The following is a 22,155-nucleotide window of genomic DNA, read 5'->3' on the forward strand; positions in this document are numbered from 1 at the left end:
TCCTCTCTAAAGGAGAGGACTTATTGAAGATTGCTTGATATGGATTGTCCCCTTGAGGGGACCTCAGGGGTGTAAATGAAAAAGTTTCTTCTAATATCGATGTTTCTATACTCACTTATATTGGCGAGCAGCAATCTTTTGGCCCAAGAAGACCCTAAAATCATCGAGCAAGAAGAGAGTGCCGAGGTCTTTTTGGAAGCATATACCGATGAGTTTCAAGAAACCTTTTTTGAGGCCTTAAAACAAAAAGGCATCCAGAATTACGACAGGGCCTCAAACCTTTTGCTCAAGTGCAAGCAGTTACAGCCTGAAAACACTGCTGTTGACCATGAGTTGGCAAAGGTTAACCTCAAAGACAAACAATATTACACGGCACAGGGGTATGCCATTGAGGCTGTTGTTTCCGAACCTGAAAATTATTGGTTTTTGAATACATTGAGCGAGGTGCTTCAGGCGCAGGGTGATACCTTTGAATCTGTAAAGGGGCGCATTCCCTACGAAAATGAAGACCTTCGCTATAATTTGGCAACCATCAAGTTTAAGCAGAAAAAATACGATGCCGCACTAAACGTTTTAAAAGGGTTGAAAAAAACCGAATCTATCGATCAAATGATTCGAAAAATTGAAGATTCCCTCCAAAAAAACACCAAAACGGTCAGCATCACGGTAGAAAATTCGCCTCCTGAAGACCCCATAGCTTTTCTAAAACAAAAAATGGATTTGTTGATTAGGGCCTCCAATTTTTTACAATTGCAAACCGTTTCTGAAGAGGCTGTTGAAACGTATCCCTTGCAGCCTTATTTTTACTATTCGCATGGTCTCGCCCTGAACAAAAGAAAAAGTTTTAGAGAAGCCACTAAGGTACTTGAAAACGGACTCGATTATGTGTTCGACGACCCAAAACTGGCGAAAAAGTTTTATGATGAACTGGTCATTGCATATACGGGTATCGGCAATACTGTAAAGGCAAATGAATACCTTCGTAAATCAAAAATAGGATTGTAAATGGCCTTACCCAGACTTACAGTAAAAAGCACCAACTATCTGCTCGTGATTTGTTTGCTGGTCCTTTCATCTTGCAAATCCACCAAGACGATTACGGGTGGTGAGGTAAACCCTTCCCTTTCTGCCAAGAGGATTATTCAGAACCACTACGGTAGCGAAGCCGATTTTAATACCTTGAGTGCCAGGGTAAAGATTGAATACTCAAACGGGGATGACGAACAGGGGGTCACGGTCAATTTCCGTATGAAAAAAGGTGAAGCCATTTGGATGAGCGCACCCTTTGGAGTGGTCAAGGCCTACATCACCCCTGAAAAGGTCTCGTTTTACAATAAACTGGAAGGCGAATACTTTGAAGGTGATTTTAGTTACCTGAGTACTTTTGCGGGGATGGACTTGGATTTTCACCAGTTGCAGAACGTATTATTGGGCAACGCCATTTCAGATTTGCGGGATGAAAAGTATGATGCAGAAACCGACGAATCACAATACATTTTGAAGCCCAAACGGCCATCAACCTTTTTGAAATCATTGTTTTTCTTGGAACCACAGAATTTTAGGATTGCGGAACAACAACTTTCCCAGCCCTTGGAAAAACGAATGCTCAACGTAAAATACAGCTATCAATCGGTTGAAAATGTTGTTGTGCCCGGCCATGTTACAATGCATGCTGTAGAAAGTGGCAATGAAAACAAAATCGCATTGGAATTCAAGAGCGTTGAAGTCAATGAAAACCTGAACTTTCCCTATAAAATACCGAAAGGTTTTAAAGAGATAACCTTGAGCAAATGAACACGAGAAGCATAGTTGCGGCAATCTTCTTCGCAATACTGTCAATTCCTTCTTTGTCATTCTCACAGTCAAGTGAGCAGAAAGCTTTGGAGGCCAAACGAGAACGCCTTCAAAACGAAATCAAGGAAATCAACCGATTGCTGTTGTCAGAAAAAAAGGAACGCGGCAACGTGTTGGAACAGGTTGAGGCGCTGGACAAGAAAATCAACGTGCGCCAGCAGTTGATTCGGGTCACGAACCAGCAATCCAATTTATTGAATCGCCAAATCAATGCCAACATCCGTAACATATCAAAACTACGGGAAGATTTAAAGCTGTTAAAAGACGATTATGCCAAATTGATCCGCAAATCGTACCAAAACAAAACACAGAACAACCGACTGATGTTTTTGCTTTCATCAGAAAGTTTTTTTGAGGCCTATAAGCGGTTTCAGTATATGAAGCAGTACCGTGATTACCGTAAGGGCCAAGGCGAGAAGATTGTTCAAAAAACGGATGAATTGGTGACGTTGAACCGTGACCTCACCGAACAGCGTAAGGTCAAGGAACAACTTTTGGCTGAAAATGTCAAGGTAAAAAATACGCTCTATCGTGAAATCAGCTCCCAAAAAGAGTTATTGAAGACCATACGCAAAAACGAGAGCAAATATGCCGCTGCCATTGATGAAAAGAAAAAAGAGGCGCGTCGCATTGACCGTGAAATCGAACGCTTGATACGTAGTGCCATTGCAAGCTCCAACAAAAAAACCGGAAAAAGCAGCGCCACGAGGTTCGTATTGACCCCAGAGGCCAAATTGGTGGCTGATAATTTTTCATCAAATAAGGGAAGGCTCATCTGGCCCGTAGAGAAAGGCATCAAAAGCCAAGGCTTTGGTGTGTATGCTGACAAAGTGTATCCAGGCATCAAACACCAGAACAATGGCGTGACCATAGCCACTGATGAGGGAGCCAAGGCACGAGCGATATTCGAGGGCGAGGTCATCACGATTTTCACCAACAAATTGGGCATCAAAGGGGTTTATGTGCGGCATGGCAATTACATCAGCATGTACTACAACCTTTCCAATGTTTATGTGCAGAAGGGTGATAAGGTAGCTGTAAAAGAGGTTTTGGGCGATATTTATACCAATCGGTTTGATGGTAAGACCCAATTGAAGTTTTATCTTTATGAAGACACGGATAGATTGAACCCAGAAGACTGGATATACCAACTATAGCGATGAAAAAAATCACGGATTTACAGGGAACCTTTACATTGAACAATGGGGTTGAAATGCCCTATTTTGGTTTGGGGGTCTATCAATCAGAAGACGGGCAAGAAGTCATCAATGCCGTCAAATGGGCACTTGAAGCGGGGTATGGGCATATTGATACGGCTTCAATCTACAAAAATGAGGAAGGCGTGGGCCAAGGCATTCAAGAAAGTAGCGTGCCCAGAGAAGAGGTATTTTTGGTAAGCAAAGTATGGAATTCGGATCAGGGGTATGACAGCACCCTAAAAGCCTTTGATGCCAGTATCAAGCGATTGGGCACAGAATACCTCGACTTGTATTTGGTGCATTGGCCCGTTGCAGGAAAGTATAAGGACACATGGAGGGCGCTGGAAAAATTATATGCGGATGGAAGGGTGAAATCCATCGGGGTGAGCAACTTTTTGCAACATCATCTGGAAAATTTGCTCAAAACCAGTGAGATCACGCCCATGGTCAACCAAATGGAGTTTCACCCCTATCTCGTACAGCAAGATTTGATTGATTTTTGTAATGAAAACGCCATACAGTATGAAGCGTGGTCACCTATGATGCAGGGCAAAATTTTTCAAATGGATGAATTCAAACAGTTAGCTGATAAATACAGCAAGACCATTGCCCAGATTGTATTACGGTGGGATTTGCAGAAAGGGGTCGTCACCATCCCCAAATCCTCAAAGAAAGAGCGTATCATCGCCAATGCCGACATTTTCGATTTTGAACTTTCACAGGAAGATGTGGCCAAGTTAGATTCGATGCACAAGGGCAAGCGTTTTGGCCCGGATCCCAATAATTTTGACTTCTGATTTTATCCTTCGAAAAGCGCCTTCAGCTCTGTGGCATCAGTAGGCTTCATCTTGCCCGCCAATACCAAACTGAGTTGTTTTCTACGTAGTGCACCATCAAATCGTTCTTTTTCCAATTCAGTCTCTGGCTGAAGCGGTGGCACTTCAGTGGGCTGCCCGGTGTCGTCTACGGCCACAAAAGTATAGATGGCCTCATTGGCCTTGGCACGTTCACCGGTAAAGCGATCCTCCATCCACACATCGATAAAAATTTCCATGGATGTTCGAAACGCCCTTGAGATGGCGGCTTCTACGGTAACGACACTTCCCAACGGCACATTGCGATTGAAAGCGACATGGTTGACCGAAGCGGTGACCGTGATGCGACGGCTATGGCGGCGTGCGGCGATACTGGCGGCACGGTCCATTCGTGCCAACAATTCCCCCCCAAAAAGATTATTGAGCGGATTGGTCTCACTGGGCAGAACCATATCGGTCATGATGGTTCTTGATTCGCTGGGTGTTTTGCTTTCCATAGTAATGGAGGGTGATTTTTAGGTGGATTTCACAAAAATTTTCCAAACACTACCTCTCTTCAGGAGAGGTCGAAACTGATTTCAATCTGTTTCGGGTGAGGCAAAAAACAAGAAATTAACTAACTTAAAAATGTAAAATTTCTTGTTTTGCGCAAAGATAACGCAGTTCAAAAGGTTGTTCTAATGGATACAGGGTTATTTTTCAGACAGCAACCAGGCATCGGGCGATTCAGTGCGGCGAATCTGCTTTAAAAAGGTCAAAGCTTCTTTGGGGTCTTCAAAACTATCATAAGCAACCTGATGCAGGCCGTAACGGTTGGTGCCCAAATAGAAGGCGTTGTAGCCTTTGTTTTGCAGTCGCCCTATGGTTTTATCGGCATTTGCCCTAACCCTAAACGCTCCTGCAATGACCGAATGCGTTTTCTTTGTCTTATCGACTTTTTTTACATTCAAGCTCAGCGAAGGCAATTCTAAGGGCGCACTGTCGAAAAATGTGGCTTCTTGAATATACTTTGAAACCTGTTCTTGAGCATTTTGACGGGCCAACGTCTGCTTTTGGGCTGATTGATTGTACAGTTGATAACCCGTAAAGCCGGTGGAAAGCGCCAACAATAAAATGGCCGCATATTTCAAGTAGGGCCTGAGTCCTGTCGCTTCCCGCTTTTCGGGGGTAATGATAAATGGAATTTTCTCTTCGAGTTCCTCTACTTCTTCCTTCAATACCTCACGCTTGACAGGTGTTGCCACAAATGAAGAAAGACCAAATGACGAGGTCAGGTAGTTGATTTTATTTTCGGGATTAAAAACAATACGGCCCGTTTCGTTCAAACGAAGAGTTCCAACGCCAAAGAGCTCTAATGTACCGCCTGCTTTCAGCTTTTTTTTCCAATCCCTAGAAATAAGAAGTACCTCTTGCAGCATTTCTTCATAGGGCAAATCTTTGTCCTTGGCGATATGAGAAACCAAAAGACCATCATTTTTGGCCAATTGTTCGTTGAACGATATGGTCTTTGAGGGCGGGTAGATGGTGTTTGTGGCAGCATCCAACTGTGCGGATTTTGACTGTGCGAGAAAACCTCCAAATTCGGGCATGACCACACAATTGTACCTGTACAATAAATCTTTGATGTAGTCTTCTGCTCGCATGTGGGCAAATATTACAAAAATTGGAAGTGTTTAAAATAGCCCCGCATAACTTTTTATTAACATTCTAATTTGCCTATTTTGTGGAAAACTTTTGGCTGATTTTAAATGTCTGAACAGGAAGTCATTGCCCTGCTACGCTTGCAAAGAGCACCCCATATTGGAGATATTACCGCTAAAAAATTGCTTACGGCCTGTGGTAGTCCAACGGCTGTTTTTAAGGATAAACTGCACCATCTCTTAAAAATCGATGGCATTGGCAAGATTACCTTGAAGGGCCTTTATGATACCCAACACTTAGAAGCTGCTGAGGCTGAGTATCGTTTTATCATGGAAAATGGTGTTGGTTTCAGTTATTTTATGGATGCTGACTATCCCGACTACCTCAAACATTGTGTCGATGCCCCGATACTGCTTTTCAAAAGGGGCAATATCGATATCAAAAACCGAAAGATCATCAGTGTGGTCGGCACCCGCAATATCACAAGTTATGGTGCATCGTTCTGTGAAGCTTTTGTGGAAGCACTGGCTCCGTTGAATCCGGTAATCGTGAGCGGATTTGCGTATGGGGTCGACATAACTGTACAGCGGGCGGCCGTGGAACACGGGCTGCAAACCATTGGCTGCTTGGCACATGGTTTGAACCAAATCTATCCGAAAGTGCATCAAAAATATGTGAAGAAAGTAGAGGAAAATGGCGGATTCTTAACAGAATTCCATAGTACGAGTAATCCCGATAGGGAAAATTTCTTGAAGCGAAACCGTATCATTGCGGGCATGAGCGAAGCGACGGTCATTGTTGAATCGGCAGAAAAGGGTGGCAGTTTGGTCACCGCCGATATCGCACATGGTTACAACCGCGACGTCTTTGCCGTGCCCGGGCGTTCTACCGATAAGTTCAGTGTGGGCTGCAACAATCTTGTCAAGCAACAAAAAGCACATTTATTGACATCGGCAGCCGATTTGATTTATATTTTGGGTTGGCAGGTAGAAGATAAACCCAAGAAGGAAATACAAAAGACCCTTTTTGTGGAGTTGGAAGAAACAGAACGGTCTGTCTATAACTATCTGCAAGCCAACGGCAAACAGCTGTTGGATACAATCGCCCTTGAATGTAAAATGCCCGTATTCAAGATTTCCTCGACCTTGTTGAACATGGAGATGAAGGGTGTCGTTCGCCCCTTGCCCGGAAAGTTGTTCGAAGCGATATGATTTTCCCGCTCCCGATAGCTATCGGGAGGCGGAAATCTAATTTTTTTCAATTGTCCCCTTGATGGGCTTCAGGGGTGTTTTCTTTTTTTTCATCGCCTAAAAAAGAAACAAAAAAGTCTAGGCTGTTTTTAAATATATTTGAATATAATTCTTGTGTAGATACATCGAAATATGAACCCCTCCTTCAGAAGTTCCGATAGCTATCGGGATGGGGAGGCCCTTAATACCCAACTTTCTCCCGAACCCTAGCCAATACTTTATCAGCCACTTTTTTGGCCTTTTCAGCGCCGATGGCAAGAGCATCATCAACTTCATTTAAGTGGTTCGTGTAGTACTCAAATTTTTCACGTGGCCCCTTAAATTTTTGTAGAATCAGCTCAAAGAGGGCCTGTTTGGCATGGCCATAGCCATAATTGCCCGCCAGATAGTTGGCAGACATTTCTTCGATTTGTTCTTGTGAGGCCATTAATTTGTAAAGCGCAAACACATTGTCTTTGGTGGGGTCTTTTGCGTCCTCCATTGGGGTGCTGTCGGTAACAATGCCCATGATTTGTTTGCGCAGCTTTTTGTCAGGTTGAAATATATCGATGATATTGCCTTTGCTCTTGCTCATTTTTTCCCCATCGGTTCCCGGCACATACATGGTGCTTTCTTGCAATTTGATTTCTGGCAGCACAAAGGTTTCCCCAAATTGGTTGTGAAAGCGCGAGGCCACATCACGGGTCATTTCCAGATGTTGCGACTGGTCTTTCCCTACGGGAACAATATCCGCATCATACAGCAGAATATCCGCAGCCATAAGCATCGGGTAGGTGAAAAGTCCGGCATTGACATCTTCCAGTCGGTCGGCCTTGTCCTTGAACGAGTGTGCCAAGGTCAACCGTTGATACGGAAAGAAACAACTGAGGTACCACGCCAATTCGGTAACTTGGGGTACGTCGCTCTGGCGGTAGAACACTGTTTTTTCAACATCCAATCCGAAAGCCAACCAAGTGGCCGCCGTGGCGTAGGTGTTTTGCCGTAGTACGTTTCCATCTTTGATTTGGGTAAGTGAGTGCATATCGGCAATAAAAAGAAATGATTCGTTTTCAGGATTTTGTGCCATTTCAATCGCTGGAATGATGGCCCCCAAAATATTGCCCAAATGCGGGGTGCCGGTACTCTGAATGCCTGTAAGTATTCGTGCCATGTAGTTAGCTATTATTCGAATCGAATGATTTCCCTATTTGAAAACTGTCAAAAATTCAGAACCAAAAGCTAAAAAACGATATTGTAGCGTCTAGCGTCTTATATCTAAAAGCGTAGCGGTCTTACGTCTATTTGACAAGCGACAAAGGTAAAAGAATTCACTCGATAATCGAGGGTTATATGCTCTGGCACTGGTGTCGAAATTTGAATTAAAAGCTTCTTTCAGTCTGGCCGGCAATCCCAGGGCAATTGGCCAAAAGCAGGGACAAATCATTACATTTGTCGCCATGCTTCGATGGGTCAAAAATTTTGGGCATTTGTTGTACCGAATTTGGTTTTACCTGCTTGTTGCACTGCCCATTCTCATCTTCTCACCATTTTTGTTGTTGACGACCTTTTCAGAAAAGACCTATCCGCAATTTTTCTGGTTGGCCCGAAACATCTGGGCGACCACAATTTTATATGGTATGGGCTGCCCGCCAAAAATCAAGAGGGAACAAGAGATGCAAAAGGGCAAGAGCTATATGTTGGTGGCGAACCACACCAGCATGCTCGATATCATGCTGATGCTCAGGGCAAGCAAGAATCCCTTTGTTTTTGTCGGAAAAAAGGAGCTGGTTAAAATTCCCGTGTTCGGATTCTTCTACAAACGGGTTTGCATTTTGGTCGACCGTGAGGACGTCAAAAGTAGAACCGCGGTCTACCGAAGGGCACAACGAAGGCTGAACCAAGGGTTGAGCATCTGTATTTTTCCAGAAGGCGGGGTGCCCGATGAGAATATGGTCTTGGATGAATTTAAGGATGGTGCTTTTCGTATGGCCATCGCCCACAAAATACCCGTAGTGCCCATGACGTTTTATGATTGCAAGAAGCGGCTTCCTTTTTCTTTTTTTAAGGGAGGCCCTGGGGTACTTCGAGTCAAAGTCCATGAATTTTTTGAAACGGGAATCTTGTCAGAGGATGACAAATCCACACTTCGCGAAGAGGTGCGAGAATTGATTTTGAATGAGCTTCATAATAAAAACGCCCCACATAAAATGCAGGGCGCCTAAGCAGTTGCCGAGTGGCAACCTACCTAACCAACTTCATGAAACTCCATTTCGAAGATTTTCAAAATCTTTGAAATGCTTAGTTGAACGAACCCCGACCGCCAGCGTGGGGTCTCTTAAATTTTTATCCCCAGCTCAAAACTTAAAGCTGACACCGCTATACACTCCCACCGAAAAAGGCCTGAAATCACCGGCAGTATCTGAAAACGTGTTTAGCTGGTACTTAAATACGGGTTCAAGGTTTACTTGTATCTTGGGTGAAAACTCGTAATTGAAACCGACACCGACGTTGGTACTGAAATTAACATCATTTACGTTGTTGGCTTCGCCCATTTCGGTGACCAAGCCATCAGACTCAAGGGAAACCGAATTGTCAATCAAAAACAAAGAGCTGACACCGCCAATCAGGTTGACGCCAAACTTTTTGTCAACCAAGGCATAATTGAGCTCAACGGGTACTTCTAAATACCCCATTTGCTGTACCATTCTGCCCTCAAACTCAGGCGTACGTGCAATCAGGTCCACAGCTTCTTCATTAGGTGCAAACGCAGCGCTTTGTGTCTTACTCTGTACCACAAGGTTGCGTGAGGCCTGGTTGTAATCAATGTTGTCAATTTCGCCATTGGTCGATGTGGCCAAAGAAGAGGAAAAAATGATATCATCAGTATCGTATCCAAAGTCAACCCTGTGAATACCTGAACGAACGGTCAACCGCTTGCCCAAGTCGTAGGCGACGGTAAGCCCATAGCTCAAATTGACGTTGCCAGATTTTGAGTTGGCCGCAAAATTGGAGTGAATGGGCGACCCTTCGCCCAGACTGCTGAAATAGACAGGGGCAACCGATGGCCCAACGGACCACTTGTTCGCCTTGCTTTCTGCCAAAGCATTCTCTTCGTTGTCTTGTTGCTCTTCAATGGCATCGTAAATGGATTTTTTGTTGCTTTCCACTTCTGTACTATCAGCGGTGGCAACGGCGACTTCATCAACTGAAATGGACTTCTCAAGAAGGTTTTTGTCTTTTTGATCGTTGTTGTTGTCTGCTACGGCCTTTTCCTTATCAGAAATTGTATGTTCTGGTTGGGGAGTTTGATTTTCGGCAGCATTTTCAACATCTGGGCGATCCTGTTTTTCTGCGGAAGCCACAACCTCTCTTTCATTATCCCGAAGATTGAAAGGGCTGTTCGTTGCCTTATCGGATTGTGTTTCCTTATTATTGGAAGCCGCTTTTTCTGATGGGGTGCGTTTATTGACAACAGCAATTTCAGTTTCCTGCTGTGATGGTGTTTTTAACCTGCTTTGGTTTCGGTCTTTTTCCACAATTTCGGAAGCATCATGCCCATCTTTTCGAGCCTTGTCATTGGAATCGGCCACTTGGGTTTGCTCGCTTGTCTTCGGGTTCTGGTCAAGGTCTTTAGCCTCTTCGCTGTTTTGTTCGACGGTAGTGGTAGCTGCATCTTCTTGCGCCGAGGGGGTATCAAACGGATTCACAACATATAACAAAACTGCCAACAAAGCGGCCACACCGCCCAACTGCCACCAGATGGGAGCAATCCTTTTTTTCTGTTTCTTCTTGTCAAGCGAGGCCTCAATGGATTGCCAGACCCCATCATCAGGTTGTTGCTGAAAATCTTTGAATCGCTCTTTAAAAAGTTCTTCTATGTCTTTTTTTCCCATTGCTAAAGGGTTTAGGCTATATTGATATTTTCTTTTTCGATTTTTTCCCTTAAAATCATTTTGGCACGCGCCAAGTTCGATTTTGATGTTCCCGTCGAGGTGCCCAACATCTCGCTGATCTCACGATGGGAATATCCATCCAAAACATAGAGATTAAAGGTCAGACGGTACTTATTGGGCAAGTCTTGAATGTACTGCAACAACGTTGACAGGCTCAGGTCGTTCCGTTCTTCCTCAACCTCGATTTTATCACCAAAATTCTCTGAAACCACGTTCAGATATTGTTCTTTTCTATATTTCTGCATTACTGTGTTCACCGTAATGCGTTTCATCCATCCTTCAAAAGACCCTTTGAAATTGTACTGCCCTATTTTGTCAAAAATGGTCATGAAACTGTCATGCAGGTTATCTTCTGCCTCAGTTTTGTTGCGAGAGTATTTGAGGCACATTCCGAAGAGTATACCTGAATATCTTTGGTATAATTCTTCTTGCGCCGCTCTTTTTCCCTTTTTACAGTTAACTATGAGTTCTTCAAGACTCAAAATCGTTGGCTAAGTATCGTTAATCTGTTTATTGGCACCGCCCAAAGGGTTTAATACCCTGAGGCTTGCCTCGAAATTAAAATTCAGTTTCGTTTGAATATCTCATGGGCTTGCCCTGAGGTAGTTTACTATTGGCCGGAAGGCGCATCACTCACCTCAACGGTATATTCTAAATATGTGGCATTACCGTCTTCATCTTCACCAGCGTAAAACCGGAACAAATAGGGTTCTGAATAAAGTACCTGAAATCTAAATTGTGCCTCTACCTCTTCCACCGCCTGCGTACAGGCTGTGTCGGTATCAACCAGTTCCGATCCTATGGCGACAATGTTTCTTGTTGTCAAATCGACATCTTGCACATCAAATCCCTGAAAAAACACACAACCATTGTGTCTTTGGTACGTGACCGTTATATCATAGACTTGGTTTAGTTCAAAGGACTCTGGCACTTCGGCATCCAAAATCCGTAATGCCACAAAATGAAAATTTTGATCATCGTCAAGGTCGCATCCCCCCATAAATAGCATCAAAACGCTAAAAAGCGCCACTGCGAATACCCTTTTCATCTGTTTAAAATTTTACAATTAACTGATAAACAAGTGATTGCGAAATTTGTAATCAGATGCAACCACTTCATTTTCTTTTTCTTTAGATGAAGGGATGAAACAAGGGTTGCGTAGCAAAAAGCACTGTTGGACGAAAGTTTGTGACTTACGAGGCTTCTAAAGCTGAGAGTGCTTCTTTGATTTTGCCCTCCAGTTCTTCCATCAATTCAGGATTATCCTGTAAAAGTGACTTGACCGCATCTCGGCCCTGCCCCAATTTGGTGTCACCGTAGCTGAACCATGATCCGCTTTTTTTGACGATTTCATAGGCCACCCCCAAATCGAGTATTTCACCTACTTTTGAAATACCCTCACCGTACATGATGTCAAATTCTGCCGTTTTGAAAGGCGGGGCCACTTTGTTCTTGACGACCTTGACCCGGGTCTTGTTTCCCTGAACATTTCCGTCAGTGTCCTTTATCTGTGTAGAGCGGCGGATATCCAATCGAACCGAAGCATAAAACTTTAGGGCATTGCCCCCTGTAGTGGTTTCAGGATTACCGAACATCACCCCAATTTTTTCTCGAAGCTGGTTGATGAAAACGACGGTACAATTGGTTTTGCTTATGGTGGAGGTCAACTTTCGCAACGCTTGCGACATCAAACGGGCATGAAGCCCCATTTTTGAGTCGCCCATCTCACCTTCAATCTCACTTTTTGGGGTCAAAGCCGCTACCGAGTCAACGATTACAATATCTATGGCTCCCGAGCGGATGAGGTTTTCGGTAATTTCAAGGGCCTGTTCCCCATGGTCGGGCTGCGAAATGATAAGGTTGTCAATATCGACACCCAGTTTTCGGGCATAAAAACGATCAAAAGCGTGCTCTGCATCGATAAACGCTGCAATACCGCCCGCTTTTTGAGCTTCTGCAATCGCATGTAGGGTCAACGTTGTCTTACCGGAAGATTCAGGCCCATAAATTTCAATGACACGCCCCCGAGGATAACCCCCAACGCCCAAAGCAATATCAAGACCCAATGACCCAGACGGAATCACCTCGACATCTTGCACCACAGCATCACCCATTTTCATTACGGCACCCTTGCCGTAGGTTTTGTCTAATTTGTCAAGGGTAAGTTTTAGCGCCTTTAATTTTGCTTCTTTTTCGCTGCTCATGTTACGTATATTGCTTGTATTTTCCTGAGAGTATGGTTCCGATGCCACCAAATTGGATATAATCGAAAGCTATGCCCAAGAAAGGTTTATTAATTATTAGTTATTACCAACCTTCAGGGATGATCAATATTCTATTATCAACCCAAGGTAATCCAAAATTTTTAGGGCTTGCTAAAATAATGTTCTTTTGGCAGATTACCAGTCTAGCTGAGTATTTTATGTAAAGGAAAAACAGACAAGGCATGCTAGGTTCACCCCATTAACTTAATAGCAAATAACGGTTAACTTTTAAAGACGCGCAACCTTTTTGAAAGGTATGCGTCTATAGGGTGACTAATTCAAAATCTGTATAGATTTCGAGACCACTTGGGTGAAAACATTCACGCTACTGAAAAAGAAAATATGTGGTCTGAACGGGCGGCTTTTATGGCCGCCCGTTTGTTTTCAGGTATTTTATATTTTTGCAGCACTTTTAAAATGATTCTTTCAACGTAATTGATTGGTATAGCATGCAACTGTACAATACATTAAGTGCGAAAGAAAGAGCCCGGCTTATCGAAGAGGCTGGCCAAGACAGGCTGACCATCTCTTTCTACAAATACGCACACATCGGCAATCCACAGCTATTTAGAAACCACCTTTTTATTCATTGGAACGAACTCGGTGTGCTTGGGCGCATTTATGTGGCATACGAGGGCATCAATGCGCAACTTTCGGTGCCCGCTGAAAATTTCGAAGCTTTCAAAACCCATTTGGACAGTATTTCGTTTCTTGAAAATGTTCGTCTGAACATTGCCATTGAGCAAGACAACAAATCATTCTTGAAGCTCAAGGTAAAGGTCCGCAACAAGATTGTCGCTGATGGGTTAAATGATAGCACCTTTGATGTCACCAACAAGGGCGTGCATGTCGATGCCGAACAATTCAATGCACTTATCGAAGACCCAGACACGATTTTGGTCGATATGCGCAACCACTACGAGAGCGAGATAGGGCATTTTAAAAATGCCATTACCCCTGATGTGGATACGTTTCGTGATTCATTGGATATCATCGAGAAAGACCTAGCCGACCATAAAGAGGATAAAAAATTGGTGATGTACTGTACCGGCGGCATTCGATGTGAGAAAGCCAGTGCCTATTACAAACATAAAGGCTTTAAAAACGTCTATCAGCTTGAAGGCGGAATCATTGAATACACGAGACAGGTACAGAAGAAAGATCTTGAAAATAAGTTTTTGGGAAAGAATTTTGTGTTCGACCATCGAAGGGGAGAGCGTATTTCTGAGGATGTCATCTCAAATTGCCATCAATGTGGAAAGTCCTGCGATACCCATGTGAACTGTGCCAATGAAGCATGCCATTTGTTGTTCATACAATGCGAAGAGTGCAGTGAAAAAATGAACTCCTGTTGTTCAACGGAATGTCAAGAGATTGCGGCACTGCCATTCGAAGAACAAAAAAGATTGCGAAAGGGCAAGCATGCCAGCAATAAAATCTTCAAGAAAGGCCGCTCTGAGGTGTTGAAGTACAAAAGATAGGGTTTCCCCTTGCCTTAAATTATGCTATCTTTACCTTGAAAAGATTTATGAACCCTGTTCGGTGTGTTCCAGTGGGCATATCGATTCAAGATATACAATATGGCGTGTAGCAGTTGTTCAACCGGTAAGGATGGACAACCGCGAGGCTGCAAGAACAACGGTACTTGCGGCACTGATGGTTGTAACAAGCTCACGGTTTTCGATTGGCTTTCCAATATGTCACTGCCCAACGGTCAGCAACCTTTTGACTGTGTTGAGGTGCGGTTCAAGAACAGTCGCAAAGAGTTTTTCAGAAATGTTGATGCGATACCACTTTCCATCGGCGATGTGGTGGCCACCCAGGCAAAAGCGGGCCATGATGTTGGCATCGTCACTTTGACGGGTGAGCTGGTTCGCGTACAAATGCGAAAGAAGAAGGTGGGCTTTGATGATAAGTCCCTTCCAAAAATTTATAGAAAGGCCACCCAGAGAGACATTGATATTTGGCAAAAATGCCGTAATAGGGAGGAGGAGATAAAAAAACGCTCCCGTGAAATTGCCATCTCGTTGAACCTTCAGATGAAATTGAGCGACGTTGAATTTCAGGGCGATGGCTCAAAGGCCACATTTTACTACACTGCAGAAGAGCGGGTCGATTTTAGGCAGCTCATCAAAGACATGGCCCGTGCTTTCGGCATTCGCATCGAGATGCGGCAAATCGGGTATCGACAAGAGGCACAGCGCCTTGGGGGAATCGGTTCTTGTGGTAGGGAACTGTGCTGCTCTACCTGGTTGACCGATTTTCGTTCGGTAAGCACAGCTTCTGCAAGGTACCAGCAACTCGCCCTGAATCCACAGAAATTGGCGGGGCAATGTGGCAAGCTGAAATGCTGCCTCAACTATGAGCTCGATATGTATTTGGAAGCTCTGAAAGATTTTCCATCCCCAGATACCAAATTACAGACAGAAAAGGGGGTGGCGTTTTGCCAAAAGGTCGATATTTTCAAGGAAACGCTTTGGTTTTCATACAAAAACGACCCCTCCAACTGGCATGCCCTGAGTAAGCAACAGGTACAAGAGATTTTAGACACCAACAAGAGCAAAGGCAAAATCGATAGTTTGGAAGCCTTTTCGGCAGAGAAAGTCATTGAGGGAGAGGCCATGTTCGAAAATGCTGCCGGCCAAGACAGTTTGACGCGTTTTGACCGCCCTAAAAAGAGAAAGCAAAAAAGAAAAAAGAGGCGTAACAACAAAACAGGCAACAAAGCGAATGTTTAAACGATTGATTTTATTGGCTTTGGTCTTTGGTGCCTTGGTCTCTTGCCAAGAAAACTTGGTGTTCTCAAAATTTAGGCCAACTTCCAATGGGGCGTGGAACGCCTCCCAGATTATGCAATTTGAGGTCTCTGATTTGGATAGTCTTCAAAGTTACAACCTCTTTATCAGCGTTAGAAATGATGATACATATCCGTTCAGCAACCTATTTTTGATTGCCGAGTTGGAAAGGCCCAGTGGCAACACTGTAAAAGACACCTTGGAATATGAAATGGCCTTGCCAACCGGAGAATGGATGGGCACAGGCTATGGCAGTATCAAAGAAAATAAATTGTGGTACAAAGAAAACATCGTTTTTCGCGATACGGGCGTATATAAGATTAAGATTTCACATGCCATGCGAAAGAACGGTGATGTATCGGGAATACAATCCTTAAAAGGAATCACCGATGTAGGGCTCGAAATCGAAAAAAGCAATCAGTAGGAGTATGGCAAAAAAAGTCAAAAAGCAAGAGAGAAAAAGCTTTTTCAAATTCATCAAATGGTTTTGGATCGTCTTCACATCAGGAGTGTTTCTCGTCTTCTTGGTCTTTTTATTGGCAGGTTGGGGCGTTTTTGGTGAAATGCCCACTTTTGAACGTTTAGAAAATCCGCAGACCAACCTGGCCACAGAAATCATTTCATCAGACGGCGAAACCCTTGGCAAGTATTATTTGGACGATAACCGAACCCCAGTGCCGTACGACAGTTTGCCCCAAAATTTGGTCCAGGCCTTGATCGCAACCGAAGACGCCCGTTACTTTGATCATTCGGGCATTGATGCACGGGGCACAGTGAGGGCATTTGCATTTTTGGGAACCAAGGGCGGCGCCAGTACCATTTCGCAACAATTGGCCAGACAATTGTTTGTGGGTGTCAGATCACGGAATAAGTTTGAGGCCGTTACCCAAAAAATCAAAGAATGGGTCATAGCCACACGTTTGGAGCGCAGTTACACAAAAGAGGAAATCATCGCTATGTACATGAACATCTATGATTTTCATTACAACGCCGACGGTATCCGCTCTGCGGCCAGAATTTATTTTGGTAAAGAACCCAGCCAGTTGAGAACTGAAGAATCGGCCATGCTGGTCGGTATGCTGAAGAACTCATCGTATTACAATCCTATCCGAAGGGAAGAGCTGGTCAAAAACAGGAGAAATACTGTCTTGGGTCAAATGGCAAAATATGGGTACATCACCCAACAACAAAAAGACTCCCTACAGAATCTTGAAATGGATATCAATTTCAACCCTGAATCGCACCGCGAGGGATTGGCCACCTATTTCAGGATGTACCTCCAACGTTGGCTGAACAATTGGATTGAAGATAATCCCAAACCAGATGGGAGCAAGTACAATATTTATTTGGATGGATTAAAGGTCTACACCACCATCGATTCGCGCATGCAGCGCCATGCAGAGGAAGCCGTTGAAGCCCACATGAAAAAGTTACAGGCTGAATTTTTCCATCAAAACACCCCTGATAGGAATCCGACCGCACCTTTTTTAGAGCTTTCAAAAAGTGAAATGGACAACATCATCGAGCGGGCCATGAAAGTTTCTGCCCGTTGGCGGGCCATGAAACGCGAAGGTGTTCCAGAAAGCGAGATTCGCGCTTCGTTCAACAAGAAAACTGATATGACCGTTTTTGATTGGAATAGCGATTCCTACGAAAAAGACACGATAATGACCCCTTTGGATTCCATTCGGTACTACAAAACCTTCTTGCGAACCGCCATGATGTCGATGGAGCCACAGACCGGGCATGTCAAAGCTTGGGTCGGCGGCATCGATTTCAAACATTTTCAATACGATAACGTATATCAAGGTGCGCGCCAGGCAGGCTCTACCTTCAAACCCTTTGTCTATGCCGCAGCGATTGATCAATTGCGCTTGTCGCCCTGTGATTCGCTCCCTGACAGCCAATATTGCATCGAACCCCTGAAACATGGCAATCCCGAGGCGTGGTGCCCCAAAAATTCAAACGGAAAGTATTCAGGTGAGCGTAAAACCTTGAAAAACGCCTTGGCAAATTCAGTGAATACCATCACGGCCCAATTGATTGATCAGGTCGGCCCAGGATCGGTCGTCGAGATTGCAAAGAATATGGGAATCACCCGTGAAATGGTTGAGGCACCTGCAATAGCTTTGGGTACACCCGACATCAATGTGTTTGAAATGGTTGGGGCCTACGGCACATTTGCTAACAAAGGGGTGTATGTAAAACCGGTCACGGTAACAAGGGTAGAAGATAAAAATGGTACGGTACTCTACGAATATGTGCCAGAGACCAAAGATGTGCTCAGTGAAGATGTGGCCTATGCCATGGTCAATCTGATGGAAGGGGTGACCCAATACGGTTCTGGAGGCAGATTGCGACATTCCTACAACAAGAATAATACAGTCTATAAAGAGATTATCACGGGCTATCCGTATGAATTGACCAATCCCATTGCCGGTAAAACAGGTACGACCCAAAACCAAAGTGATGGTTGGTTTATGGGCATGGTGCCCAATTTGGTCACAGGGGTCTGGGTCGGTGGCGAAGATCGGGCGGCCCATTTTAGGAGCTTGGCTTATGGTCAGGGCGCTTCAATGGCCTTGCCCATTTGGGCGATGTACATGAAGAAAAATTATGAGGATGAAGAATTGGGTGTTTCAACGGATGCCTTTGAAGAGCCCGAAGACCTTTCCATCAATGTTGACTGCACTAAAATATTGCAGGAAATCAAGGAAGATGTAGATACCGAGGATGATTTGGATGACTTGGATTTTTGAATCGATAATCGAGATCTATAATGCTCCGGCGCTTGTGTCGAAGTTTTAGGTTACAGTTCCTTTGAACGGCTTATGGGCTTGCTCTGGGGTAGTTTACTTCAATGTGCAGCCCAAAATCTAGGAGTTCTACCCGCAAAATCGTAATTTTCTACCTTTGGTAAACTTCTAGACCATGATCAATAAAACAGTGCCGAATGTAACGACTGCCCTGAAGGGCGTCAAAGACGGTATGACCTTTATGCTGGGTGGCTTTGGCCTTTGCGGCATTCCTGAAAATGCCATTGCAGAATTAGTGCGTCTTGGGGTGAAAGACATCACCTGTATCTCGAACAACGCCGGGGTCGATGATTTCGGCTTGGGATTATTGCTGCAAAAGCACCAAATAAAGAAGATGGTTTCCTCCTACGTTGGTGAGAACGATGAGTTTGAACGGCAGATGCTCAGTGGCGAGCTTGAGGTGGAATTGACCCCACAGGGCACCTTGGCCGAAAAATGTAGGGCGGCGCAAGCAGGTTTTCCGGCATTTTATACCCCAGCAGGATATGGCACAGAGGTGGCCGAAGGCAAGGAAACCCGCGAGTTTAACGGTAAAATGTATGTTCTGGAAGAGGCTTTCAAGGCAGATTACGCCTTTGTCAAAGCTTGGAAGGGCGATGCGGCCGGAAACCTCATTTTTAAGGGCACGGCCCGAAATTTTAATCCCAATATGTGTGGTGCGGCAACGATTACAGTGGCCGAGGTCGAAGAGTTACTTCCTGTAGGCAGCTTAAATCCCAATGAAATCCATATACCCGGAATATTTGTGCAACGTATTTTTCAAGGCAAGAATTATGAGAAGCGTATTGAGCAGCGGACGGTGAGAACGAAAAGCTAATTTAATGGGATTGTCCCCTTGAGGGGACTTTAGGGGTGTTTTTAGAAAAATACAGCTAGTATTGAATTATAGATAAGGAAATAATTTTATTAAAGGATTCCCGCCTTTGCGGGAATGACATTAAAACATGTTAGATAAAAACGGAATCGCAAAACGAATCGCAAAAGAGGTCAAAGATGGGTATTATGTCAATTTGGGCATTGGCATCCCCACATTGGTGGCCAATTTTGTCAGGGATGATATTGAGGTGGAGTTTCAAAGTGAGAACGGGGTGTTGGGCATGGGCCCGTTTCCGTTTGAGGGGGAAGAAGATGCTGACATCATCAATGCAGGCAAGCAGACCATCACCACCTTGCCCGGAGCCTCTTTTTTTGATTCTGCGACCAGTTTTAGCATGATTCGAGGCCAACATGTTGATTTGACCATTCTAGGTGCGATGGAGGTCGCCGAAAACGGCGATATCGCCAACTGGAAAATCCCCGGAAAAATGGTCAAAGGTATGGGCGGCGCTATGGATTTGGTGGCTTCCGCAGAAAATATCATCGTTGCGATGATGCACACCAATAAAGCGGGCCAATCAAAACTGTTGAGCCGTTGCACCTTGCCATTGACAGGTGTAGGCTGCGTAAAAAAAATTGTGACAAATTTAGCGGTTATTGAAGTGACCGACGACGGATTTTTACTCTTGGAGAGAGCACCCGGCGTTACCGTAGATGAAATCAAGACTGCCACAGAGGGCAAACTCATTGTTGATGGCGATGTGCCTGAAATGGCTATACCAGATGAATCATAAAATGCGACTTAAGATACGATGTTGCTTTTTCTCTTACGGAGCTACTAAACTCTTGCCTAGCCTGAGTTAAGGAAGTTTTTTGCAATGAAGTAAGGGGATGAACAAGTGTATTTGTTGAATTTTGTGGTTTATTTGGTATTAAATAAACCCTAAATCGTACCTTGTGTTGACGCGCCCGTTTTTTCGAACGTTATAGAGAAGTTCGTAAAGGGTGTTCGGATTAAAAGGTTTCCCGATATGGCCGTCTATTCCTGACCCAATGAATTCATCCATGATATGTGCCCCCGAGGAAGCAGATAGTGCAATGATCGGGATATTCAAATCAAATTGCCTGATGGCTTTTGAAGCTTCAAAACCATTCATGATGGGCATCAAAATATCCATCAAGACAACATCATAGCTGTTGTTTCTACATTTTTCCACGGCCTCTTGTCCATTTTCAGCGACTTCGACCACGGCGTTCCATTTACTCAAGAATTTTTTGACCATCAAAACGTTTATCCGATTGTCTTCGGCCACAAGCACCGATAGGTTTTCAAGTGATGTTTTGTTTTCAATGACCTTATCATATTGTTTGTGCTTGGGTTTGATTTCACTGATATCAAAGTTCAAGGCAAAGCTAAAGATAGAGCCAACCCCAGGTTCGCTGTTCAGCAGAATCTTGCCATTCATCAATTCAACCAATTTTTTGCTGATGCTGAGCCCGAGTCCCGTACCTCCAAATTTTCGAGCTGTGCTCGAATTGGCCTGCGTGAAAGCTTCAAAAATTAGTTCTTGTTTTTGCTTGGGGATGCCTATGCCTGTATCGATGACTTCAAAATTGACCTTTACCGAGTCTCTTTCTTTGTTCAGCAAGTCTATTTTTAGTGCCACCTCACCATTCTCGGTAAATTTAATGGCATTGCTCAATAGATTGGTCAGTACCTGTGATAGGCGCGTACAATCACCGACCAAATATTCTGGAATTCGTTCATCCTTCTGAATCGAAAATTCAATCTTGTTCTCTTGTGCTAATTTTCCAAAAGTCGCCAAAAGACCGTTCAAACGGTCGTCTAGGCTGAAGGCAATGGTTTCGAGCTCAATATTTCCGCTTGCTATTTTACCAAAATCCAAGATGTCATTTACGAGAGAAAGCAAATGCTCAGATGAATGCTTTAAAACGTTGAGGTTTTCCAATTGGGAATCTTGGGGGTTTTCTAAAAGCAGCAAGTGTGAAGTACCGATGACCGCATTCAAGGGCGTTCTTATCTCATGGGTTATCGTAGACAAGAATTCATCTTTTGCCCTATTGGCCAATGCTTCTTTTTCTTTGGCTTTTAAAAGTGAAAGTTCGACTTCTTTTTGTTCGGTGATATCCCAAATGGAACCAATGTAACCTATGGGTGCCCCTTCCTCACTATAAACCTTTTTAAGGCTGATATCCAACCAAATTTGGGTATTGTTTGAAGTCTTTATTTGCAGCACTTTGCAATAAGCATCAAAGTCTTTGTTGATGAGCCCATTGAACTCATGACGATCTTTTCTGGCAAGAAGGTGCAGATATTCAGAATAGGGTTGGCCAAGACAGTCAATAACTTTGAGTCCGGTAAGTTTTTCCCAAGCGGGGTTCAGATACACCCAATTGCCTTGCAAATCTGTCTCAAATATGACTTCGGCAATATTGTTGACAACATTATCAGGTTTTCGGGTGAATTGCTCAAGCTTTAAATCTGTATGCCGTTTCTGTTTTTTATGAATGTTCAGTGATTGCTCAAGCTGGCGTGAACTGATTTCGAACTGATGGTACGATGTGCTTATCATTTGCAGTAAGCGACCAAGACCAGAATTTGTTTCGTCTGAGATTTGAGCTTGCTCAAGCTGTCTTCTGAGCAAAGGGTGTAGGTCGCCGTGCATTGCATTAGGTTAAGTATAAATAGAAACCTCTACTTATGATTTGGGATTGTGAATTAAAGGCAATTAATCGAATTGTGTAGGTTTTT

The 22,155-nt window shown here is 44.0% G+C and carries 20 protein-coding genes; 12 read left to right on the forward strand and 8 right to left on the reverse strand.

Annotated features, from left to right (window positions below):
- Nucleotides 1-99: 99 nt before the first annotated feature.
- The 4 genes from AAAH86_RS07515 to AAAH86_RS07530 are packed head-to-tail and all read left to right on the forward strand — an operon-like array spanning nt 100 to nt 3,850.
- A complete protein-coding gene (locus AAAH86_RS07515; RefSeq protein WP_343486948.1) occupies nt 100-1,005 on the forward strand; it encodes a hypothetical protein in 906 nt (301 codons plus the stop codon).
- Nucleotides 1,006-1,794, forward strand: coding sequence for a DUF4292 domain-containing protein (locus AAAH86_RS07520; RefSeq protein ID WP_343486949.1), 789 nt, complete (start codon nt 1,006-1,008; stop codon nt 1,792-1,794).
- Complete coding sequence (locus AAAH86_RS07525) at nt 1,791-3,011, forward strand: peptidoglycan DD-metalloendopeptidase family protein (protein ID WP_343486950.1); 1,221 nt, start codon at nt 1,791-1,793, stop codon at nt 3,009-3,011. The genes AAAH86_RS07520 and AAAH86_RS07525 overlap by 4 nt, the downstream gene beginning before the upstream one ends.
- A 2-nt stretch (nt 3,012-3,013) precedes the next feature.
- Nucleotides 3,014-3,850: an aldo/keto reductase gene (locus AAAH86_RS07530; protein ID WP_343486951.1), complete on the forward strand. Its 837-nt coding sequence runs from the start codon at nt 3,014-3,016 to the stop codon at nt 3,848-3,850.
- Between the two features lie 2 nt (nt 3,851-3,852).
- Here the strand turns inward: AAAH86_RS07530 and AAAH86_RS07535 are convergent, their stop codons facing one another.
- Entirely contained in the window at nt 3,853-4,365 is a 513-nt protein-coding gene (locus AAAH86_RS07535) for an acyl-CoA thioesterase (RefSeq protein ID WP_343486952.1), read from the reverse strand.
- Nucleotides 4,366-4,560: 195 nt separating this feature from the next.
- Nucleotides 4,561-5,511 carry an SPOR domain-containing protein gene (locus AAAH86_RS07540; RefSeq protein ID WP_343486953.1) on the reverse strand — a complete coding sequence of 317 codons (951 nt, stop codon included), beginning with the start codon at nt 5,509-5,511 and terminating at the stop codon, nt 4,561-4,563.
- A 105-nt stretch (nt 5,512-5,616) separates the two neighbouring features.
- Here AAAH86_RS07540 and dprA point away from each other — a divergent pair, with 105 nt between their 5' ends.
- Nucleotides 5,617-6,720 (forward strand): DNA-processing protein DprA, encoded by a 1,104-nt coding sequence (gene dprA, locus AAAH86_RS07545; RefSeq protein WP_343486954.1) that lies wholly within the window; start codon nt 5,617-5,619, stop codon nt 6,718-6,720.
- Between the two features lie 220 nt (nt 6,721-6,940).
- On the opposite strand, the gene trpS is transcribed toward dprA, so the two are convergent.
- Complete coding sequence (gene trpS, locus AAAH86_RS07550) at nt 6,941-7,909, reverse strand: tryptophan--tRNA ligase (protein ID WP_343486955.1); 969 nt, start codon at nt 7,907-7,909, stop codon at nt 6,941-6,943.
- Nucleotides 7,910-8,195: 286 nt separating this feature from the next.
- Between trpS and AAAH86_RS07555 the strand changes: the two genes are divergently transcribed.
- Nucleotides 8,196-8,960, forward strand: a complete 765-nt coding sequence (locus AAAH86_RS07555; protein WP_343487843.1) for a lysophospholipid acyltransferase family protein — start codon at nt 8,196-8,198, stop codon at nt 8,958-8,960.
- Nucleotides 8,961-9,092: 132 nt separating this feature from the next.
- Here AAAH86_RS07555 and AAAH86_RS07560 read toward each other — a convergent pair whose 3' ends face one another.
- From AAAH86_RS07560 to recA, 4 genes are all read right to left on the reverse strand, one after another.
- Nucleotides 9,093-10,631 (reverse strand): outer membrane beta-barrel protein, encoded by a 1,539-nt coding sequence (locus AAAH86_RS07560; protein WP_343486956.1) that lies wholly within the window; start codon nt 10,629-10,631, stop codon nt 9,093-9,095.
- Between the two features lie 11 nt (nt 10,632-10,642).
- Nucleotides 10,643-11,173, reverse strand: coding sequence for a sigma-70 family RNA polymerase sigma factor (locus AAAH86_RS07565; protein ID WP_343486957.1), 531 nt, complete (start codon nt 11,171-11,173; stop codon nt 10,643-10,645).
- 128 nt (nt 11,174-11,301) lie between these two features.
- On the reverse strand, nt 11,302-11,739 hold the full coding sequence (locus AAAH86_RS07570; RefSeq protein WP_343486958.1) for a hypothetical protein: 438 nt from the start codon (nt 11,737-11,739) through the stop codon (nt 11,302-11,304).
- Between the two features lie 145 nt (nt 11,740-11,884).
- On the reverse strand, nt 11,885-12,895 hold the full coding sequence (recA, locus tag AAAH86_RS07575; protein ID WP_343486959.1) for a recombinase RecA: 1,011 nt from the start codon (nt 12,893-12,895) through the stop codon (nt 11,885-11,887).
- A 509-nt stretch (nt 12,896-13,404) separates the two neighbouring features.
- On the opposite strand from recA, the gene AAAH86_RS07580 reads away from it, so the two are divergent.
- From AAAH86_RS07580 to AAAH86_RS07605, 6 genes are all read left to right on the forward strand, one after another.
- Nucleotides 13,405-14,436: a rhodanese-related sulfurtransferase gene (locus AAAH86_RS07580; protein ID WP_343486960.1), complete on the forward strand. Its 1,032-nt coding sequence runs from the start codon at nt 13,405-13,407 to the stop codon at nt 14,434-14,436.
- Between the two features lie 99 nt (nt 14,437-14,535).
- The gene (ricT, locus tag AAAH86_RS07585) at nt 14,536-15,693 is read left to right on the forward strand and encodes a regulatory iron-sulfur-containing complex subunit RicT (RefSeq protein ID WP_343486961.1); all 1,158 of its coding nucleotides are present in this window, start codon (nt 14,536-14,538) and stop codon (nt 15,691-15,693) included.
- Nucleotides 15,686-16,174 (forward strand): gliding motility lipoprotein GldH, encoded by a 489-nt coding sequence (locus tag AAAH86_RS07590; RefSeq protein ID WP_343486962.1) that lies wholly within the window; start codon nt 15,686-15,688, stop codon nt 16,172-16,174. The genes ricT and AAAH86_RS07590 overlap by 8 nt, the downstream gene beginning before the upstream one ends.
- A gap of 4 nt (nt 16,175-16,178) precedes the next feature.
- Entirely contained in the window at nt 16,179-18,509 is a 2,331-nt protein-coding gene (locus tag AAAH86_RS07595; protein ID WP_343486963.1) for a transglycosylase domain-containing protein, read from the forward strand.
- 172 nt (nt 18,510-18,681) lie between these two features.
- Nucleotides 18,682-19,383, forward strand: a complete 702-nt coding sequence (locus AAAH86_RS07600) for a CoA transferase subunit A (RefSeq protein ID WP_343486964.1) — start codon at nt 18,682-18,684, stop codon at nt 19,381-19,383.
- A 127-nt stretch (nt 19,384-19,510) separates the two neighbouring features.
- Nucleotides 19,511-20,176, forward strand: coding sequence for a CoA transferase subunit B (locus AAAH86_RS07605; RefSeq protein ID WP_343486965.1), 666 nt, complete (start codon nt 19,511-19,513; stop codon nt 20,174-20,176).
- A 138-nt stretch (nt 20,177-20,314) separates the two neighbouring features.
- Here AAAH86_RS07605 and AAAH86_RS07610 read toward each other — a convergent pair whose 3' ends face one another.
- Nucleotides 20,315-22,069: an ATP-binding protein gene (locus AAAH86_RS07610; protein ID WP_343486966.1), complete on the reverse strand. Its 1,755-nt coding sequence runs from the start codon at nt 22,067-22,069 to the stop codon at nt 20,315-20,317.
- Nucleotides 22,070-22,155 lie beyond the last annotated feature (86 nt).

Source organism: Allomuricauda sp. d1 (assembly GCF_039592695.1).
Lineage (GTDB): Bacteria > Bacteroidota > Bacteroidia > Flavobacteriales > Flavobacteriaceae > Flagellimonas_A.